A 6,170-nucleotide genomic window follows, 5' to 3' on the forward strand; every position below is an offset into this window, starting at 1 on the left:
TGCTTCGGATGGTCGACTACGCATGACCATGAGGACCGCGCTGCCGCGCGCGTGGTTCCGGCGGGCATGAAAAAGGACCCCAACGGGGTCCTCGTCCACTCTGCTCTCCCGACTGGACTCGAACCAGTAACCTGCCGGTTAACAGCCGGCTGCTCTGCCAATTGAGCTACGGAAGACCGAAGCTCCCCCGACTGGACTCGAACCAGTAACCTGCCGGTTAACAGCCGGCTGCTCTGCCAATTGAGCTACGGAGGATTGCCTCGTTGCATCGATCGTACCTACCTGGGTACTTGCCAGGGGGCGTGCGCTCGCTGCGACACATACATTAGCGCAAGCAGGGGGGTGCTCCGCCAATCGGTTCTCCCCCCGCACCGACGCCGACGCAAGGGAAGGGTGGCCGCCATGCGCTACCGGCTCACGTTCTTCGCCGGACTGGCCCTCGGTTACGTGCTGGGCACGCGAGCCGGGCGCGAGCGCTACGAGCAGTTGAGGAAGACCGCCCGGCAGGTCGCGCAGAATCCGGCGGTGCGCAACACCGCCGAGTCCGCGGCCCAGCAGGGGCGCGAGTTCGCCGGCAAGGCGTACCACGTGGTGAGCGAGAAGGTAGGGGACCGGGTCCCGGAATCGGTGGCTGAGCGTGTCCGTTCCCTGCGTGATCGCAACACGAACGGCACAGGTCCCGACGACGACTGGGGCACCACCAATACGTAACCGGGACCGGCAGCTCCGGCGGACCGGTACGGCAGGCTCCGGCCGTACGGCAGAATTTCCGCCATGGGGATAGTCGCCGGGTTGGACAGTTCGCCCGATTTCACTCGCATCGTCGTCTGCGACGCGGACAGCGGAGCCGTGCTCAGACAGGGGTATGCCCCGCATCCGCTCGACAGCACGACGGAGGGCGGGCGGCACTCGGACATCGACCCGCAGGCCTGGCTGCTGTCCCTGGGTGAAGCCGCGGGCGGCGGGCTCCTCGAAGGCGTCCAGGCCATCGGCGTGTCCGCCCAGCAGAACGGGCTCGTGCCACTGGACGCCCAGGGCAACACGGTGCGCCCGGCGATGGTCGGCGGGGACAAGCGGGCGCAGGTCGCGGCCGCCGATCTGGTCGACGCGCTCGGCGGGCGGGAGGCCTGGGCCCAGGCCGTGGGATGTGTGCCGCAGGCGGCGCAGCCCGTGACCAAGCTGCGCTGGCTCGCCAAGAACGAACCCGATGCCGCGCTGCGCACGACCCTGCTGCTCCAGGCGCACGACTGGCTGGTGTGGCAGCTGCTCGGACGACCGCCGCGCCGGACCACCGACCGCGGCGGGGCCTCCGGCACCGGTTACTGGTCGGCGGCGACCGGTGCGTACCGGCCGGACCTCGTCGAGCTCGCGCTCGGCCACCAGGCGCTGCTGCCCGATGTGCTCGGGCCGTGGGAGGCCGCCGGGACGACGCCCGAGGGGCTGCTGATCTCGGCGGGGACCGGCGAGACGATGGCGGCGGCGTTCGGGCTCGGGATTGGGCTCGGGGACGCGGTGGTGTCGCTCGGCGCCTCCGGTTCCGTGATGGCCGTCCACCACGAGGCGCTGGTCGACTCGTCCGGGATGATCACCTCGCTCGCGGACGCGACCGGGATGCACCTGCCGGTCGTCACCACGCTGAATGCCGTACGGGCCCTGCGCGGGGCCGCCGAACTCCTCGGCGTACCCGACCTGGAGGGTCTGTCCGACCTGGCGATGAAGTCGACGCCGGGCGCCCACGGGCTCGTCATGCTGCCGTATCTGGAGGGCGAGCGGACGCCCAACCTGCCGCACACGGCGGGGACGCTGGCCGGGCTGCGGCGGGAGTCGATGCGGCCCGAGCATCTGGCGCGGGCCGCCTTCGAGGGCATGCTGTGCGGGCTCGCGGACGCGCTGGACGTACTGCGCGGCCGGGGCGTCGAGGTGCGGCGGATCTTCCTGCTGGGCCAGGCGGCCGAGCTGCCCGCCGTGCAGGCCAGTGCCCCCTCGCTGCTCGGTGTGCAGGTCGTGGTGCCGCAGCCCGCGGACTACGCGGCGATCGGCGCGGCCCGGCAGGCGGCCTGGGCGCTCGGCGTCTCGCAGGGCACGCTCGGCCCGGGGCAGCCGCCGGCCTGGCAGGGCGCGAGCGCGCAGGTCCTGGATCCCGGCGAGGAACTGGCCGTGGGGCAGGCCGTGCGGCAGCAGTACGTGTCGGTGCGGGTGCAGACCCACCCGGGCGCCTTCCGCCCCTAGGACCCGGGGACCCGAGGATCTGAAGACCCGAGGACTGAGGCCGGGGCCATTCTTGAGCCCCTCTTGGCTTAATCAGTTGAGGTAACACGGGTGGAGTGTTCGACGATAGGGGCCAGGGGCAACCAATCGCCCCGCCGCCGATCCGAGAGACCCAGCGTGCTCATACGACTCCTGCGTACCTACCTCAGCCCGTACAAGAAACCCATCGCCTTACTCGTGTTCCTGCAGTTCCTGCAGACCTGCGCCACGCTCTACCTGCCCACGCTCAACGCGGACATCATCGACAACGGTGTCGTGGACGGCGACACCGGATACATCCTGTCCTTCGGCGCCCTGATGATCGGCATCTCGCTGGTCCAGGTCGTCTGCAACATCGGCGCCGTCTACTACGGCGCCCGTACGGCCTCGGCGGTCGGCCGGGACATCCGGGCCGCCGTCTTCGACCGGGTGCAGTCGTTCTCCGCGCGTGAGGTCGGTCACTTCGGGGCGCCCTCACTGATCACCCGCACCACGAACGACGTCCAGCAGGTGCAGATGCTGGCCCTGATGACGTTCACGCTGCTGGTGTCGGCGCCGATCATGTGCGTGGGCGGCATCGTCCTGGCGCTCGGTCTGGACGCACCGCTGTCCGGGGTGCTGCTCGCCGTCGTGCCCGTGCTCGGCATCTCCGTCAGCCTCATCGTGCGCCGCCTGCGGCCCCTCTTCCGCACCATGCAGGAGCGCCTCGACACGGTGAACCGGGTACTGCGCGAGCAGATCACCGGCAACCGCGTCATCCGGGCCTTCGTCCGCGACGAGTACGAGGAGGGCCGCTTCCGGAAGGCCAACACCGACCTCACCGAGGTGTCGCTGGGCACCGGCCGGATCCTGGCACTGATGTTCCCGATCGTCATGACGGTGGTGAACCTGTCGTCGATCGCCGTGGTGTGGTTCGGCGCCCATCGGATCGACAGCGGCGGGATGCAGATCGGCGCGCTGACCGCCTTCCTCGCCTACCTCATGCAGATCGTCATGGCCGTGATGATGGCCACCTTCATGTTCATGATGGTGCCGCGCGCCGAGGTCTGCGCCGAGCGCATCCAGGAGGTCCTGGACACGTCCAGCAGCGTGGTACCGCCGAAGGCACCCGTCCTGGAGCTGCGACGGCACGGCCATCTGGAGATCCGCGGTGCCGGGTTCCGCTACCCGGGCGCCGAGGAGCCGGTACTGAGGACGGTCGACCTGGTGGCGCTGCCCGGGGAGACGACCGCCGTCATCGGCTCGACCGGCAGCGGCAAGTCCACGCTCCTCGGCCTGGTCCCCCGGCTGTTCGACGCCACCGAGGGCGAGGTCCTGGTGGACGGCGTCGACGTACGCACCGTCGAGCCGCAGCTGCTGGCCCGCACCGTGGGCCTCGTACCGCAGAAGCCGTACCTCTTCGCGGGGACCGTGGCGACGAACCTGCGGTACGGGAATCCGGACGCGACCGACGAGGAGCTGTGGCACGCGCTGGAGGTGGCGCAGGCGAAGGGATTCGTGGAGGGGCTGGAGAACGGTCTCGACTCACCGATCGCGCAGGGCGGGACGAATGTGTCGGGCGGTCAGCGGCAGCGGCTCGCCATCGCCCGGACCCTCGTACAGCGCCCGGAGATCTACCTCTTCGACGACTCCTTCTCGGCGCTCGACTACGCGACGGACGCGGCCCTGCGCGCGGCGCTCGCCGCGGAGACCGCCGAGGCCACCGTCGTGATCGTCGCCCAGCGGGTGTCGACCATCCGGGAGGCCGACCGGATCGTGGTCCTCGACGAGGGCCGGGTCGTGGGCACCGGCCGCCACCACGAGCTGATGGCGGACAACGAGACCTACCGGGAGATCGTGCTCTCCCAGCTCACGGAAGCGGAGGCAGCCTGATGGCCGGGCCCATGGGGCGGATGATGGCCGGGGGCGGCCCCGATCAGAACTCGATGGACTTCAAGGAGTCCGGGAAACGGCTGCTCGCGCAGTTCAGGCCCGAGCGGCTCACGATGTACGCGATGCTGCTCGCCGTGGTCCTGAGCGTGGGCCTGTCCGTGGTGGGCCCGAAGATCCTGGGCGAGGCGACCGACCTGGTCTTCGCGGGGGTCGTCGGACGGGACATGCCGGCGGGCGCCACGAAGGCCGAGGTCCTCGACTCGATGCGGGAGCGCGGTGACGGCGGCACGGCCGACATGCTCTCCGGGACGGACTTCACACCGGGCCAGGGCATCGACTTCGGCCAGGTCGGCGAGGTGCTGGGGCTCGCCCTCGTGGTGTTCCTGGTGGCCGGTCTGCTGATGGCCGTGGCGACGCGGCTGGTGAACCGGGCCGTCAACATGACCGTGTACCGGATGCGCGAGGACGTGCAGACGAAGCTTTCGCGGCTGCCGCTGTCGTACTTCGACCGGCGGCAGCGCGGTGAGGTGCTCAGCCGCGCCACCAACGACATCGACAACATCGGGCAGACCCTCCAGCAGTCGATGGGCCAGCTCATCAACTCCCTGCTGACGATCGTCGGCGTGCTGGCGATGATGTTCTGGGTCTCGCCGCTGCTCGCCCTGGTCGCGCTGGTCACCGTGCCGCTGTCGTTCTACGTGGCCGTGCTCGTCGGCAAGCGGTCGCAGCCGCACTTCGTGGCGCAGTGGCGGACCACCGGCAAGCTCAACGCGCATATCGAGGAGATGTACAGCGGGCACAACCTGGTGAAGGTCTTCGGGCGGCAGGAGGAGTCGGCGGCGCGGTTCGCCGAGGAGAACGACCGGCTGTACGAGGCCGGGTTCAAGGCGCAGTTCAACAGCGGCATCATGCAGCCGCTGATGCTGTTCGTGTCGAACCTGAACTATGTCCTGGTGGCCGTGGTCGGCGGCCTGCGGGTCGCGTCCGGCTCGCTGTCGATCGGTGACGTGCAGGCCTTCATCCAGTACTCCCGGCAGTTCTCCATGCCGCTCACCCAGGTCGCGTCGATGGCGAACCTGGTGCAGTCGGGTGTCGCGTCGGCCGAGCGGATCTTCGAGATCCTGGACGCGGAGGAGCAGGAGGCCGATCCGATGCCGGGTGTGCGGCCCGAGGAGCTGCGGGGGCGGGTCGCGCTGGAGGGGGTCTCCTTCCGGTACGACCCGGAGAAGCCGCTGATCGAGGATCTGTCGCTGAAGGTCGAGCCGGGGCACACGGTGGCGATTGTCGGACCGACGGGGGCCGGCAAGACGACGCTGGTCAATTTGTTGATGCGGTTCTACGAGGTCACCGGGGGGCGGATCACCCTCGACGGGGTCGATGTCGCCGCCATGTCCCGGGACGAGCTCCGGGCCGGGATCGGGATGGTGCTTCAGGACACCTGGCTGTTCGGCGGGACCATCGCGGAGAACATCGCGTACGGGGCCTCTCGCGAGGTCACTCGCGGGGAGATCGAGGAGGCGGCTCGGGCCGCCCATGCCGACCGGTTCGTTCGTACGCTGCCCGACGGGTACGACACGGTCATCGACGACGAGGGGTCGGGGGTGAGCGCGGGTGAGAAGCAGCTGATCACGATCGCGCGGGCGTTCCTGTCCGATCCGGTGATCCTTGTGCTGGACGAGGCGACCAGTTCCGTGGACACCCGGACCGAGGTGCTCATCCAGAAGGCGATGGCGAAGCTCGCGCACGGGCGGACGTCGTTCGTGATCGCGCATCGTCTGTCGACGATCCGGGATGCCGACACGATTCTGGTGATGGAGAACGGGTCGATCGTGGAGCAGGGTTCGCATGCGGATCTGCTTGCGGCGGGTGGGGCGTATGCGCGGCTGTACCAGGCTCAGTTCGCGCAGGCGGTGGTGGAGGTGGAGTAGGGCGTTTTTCGCCCCCGCCGCCCCTACCCGTCCCATCCTGCTGGGGCTCCGCCCCAGACCCCGTGGGGTGTGTTGCGTCGGGTGCGGGTGGGTGGGGGCTGGTCGCGCAGTTCCCCGCGCCCC

The 6,170-nt window shown here is 69.6% G+C and carries 4 protein-coding genes and 2 tRNA genes; 4 read left to right on the forward strand and 2 right to left on the reverse strand.

Going from position 1 to position 6,170, the window contains the following annotated elements; translation table 11 throughout:
• Positions 1-103: 103 nt before the first annotated feature.
• Positions 104-176 (reverse strand) — tRNA-Asn (locus tag AB0I18_RS14445).
• 6 nt (positions 177-182) lie between these two features.
• A tRNA-Asn gene (locus AB0I18_RS14450) sits at positions 183-255 on the reverse strand.
• A gap of 147 nt (positions 256-402) precedes the next feature.
• Between AB0I18_RS14450 and AB0I18_RS14455 the strand changes: the two genes are divergently transcribed.
• From AB0I18_RS14455 to AB0I18_RS14470, 4 genes are all read left to right on the forward strand, one after another.
• Positions 403-711 (forward strand): YtxH domain-containing protein, encoded by a 309-nt coding sequence (locus tag AB0I18_RS14455; RefSeq protein WP_363105767.1) that lies wholly within the window; start codon positions 403-405, stop codon positions 709-711.
• A 63-nt stretch (positions 712-774) separates the two neighbouring features.
• Complete coding sequence (locus AB0I18_RS14460; protein WP_363105768.1) at positions 775-2,229, forward strand: FGGY family carbohydrate kinase; 1,455 nt, start codon at positions 775-777, stop codon at positions 2,227-2,229.
• 156 nt (positions 2,230-2,385) lie between these two features.
• Positions 2,386-4,119, forward strand: coding sequence for an ABC transporter ATP-binding protein (locus AB0I18_RS14465; protein ID WP_363105769.1), 1,734 nt, complete (start codon positions 2,386-2,388; stop codon positions 4,117-4,119).
• Positions 4,119-6,047, forward strand: coding sequence for an ABC transporter ATP-binding protein (locus AB0I18_RS14470; protein ID WP_363105770.1), 1,929 nt, complete (start codon positions 4,119-4,121; stop codon positions 6,045-6,047). Before AB0I18_RS14465 ends, AB0I18_RS14470 begins: the two co-directional genes overlap by 1 nt.
• The last annotated feature ends 123 nt before the right edge of the window (positions 6,048-6,170 follow it).

Source organism: Streptomyces sp. NPDC050704 (assembly GCF_040654355.1).
Taxonomy (GTDB): Bacteria; Actinomycetota; Actinomycetes; order Streptomycetales; family Streptomycetaceae; genus Streptomyces.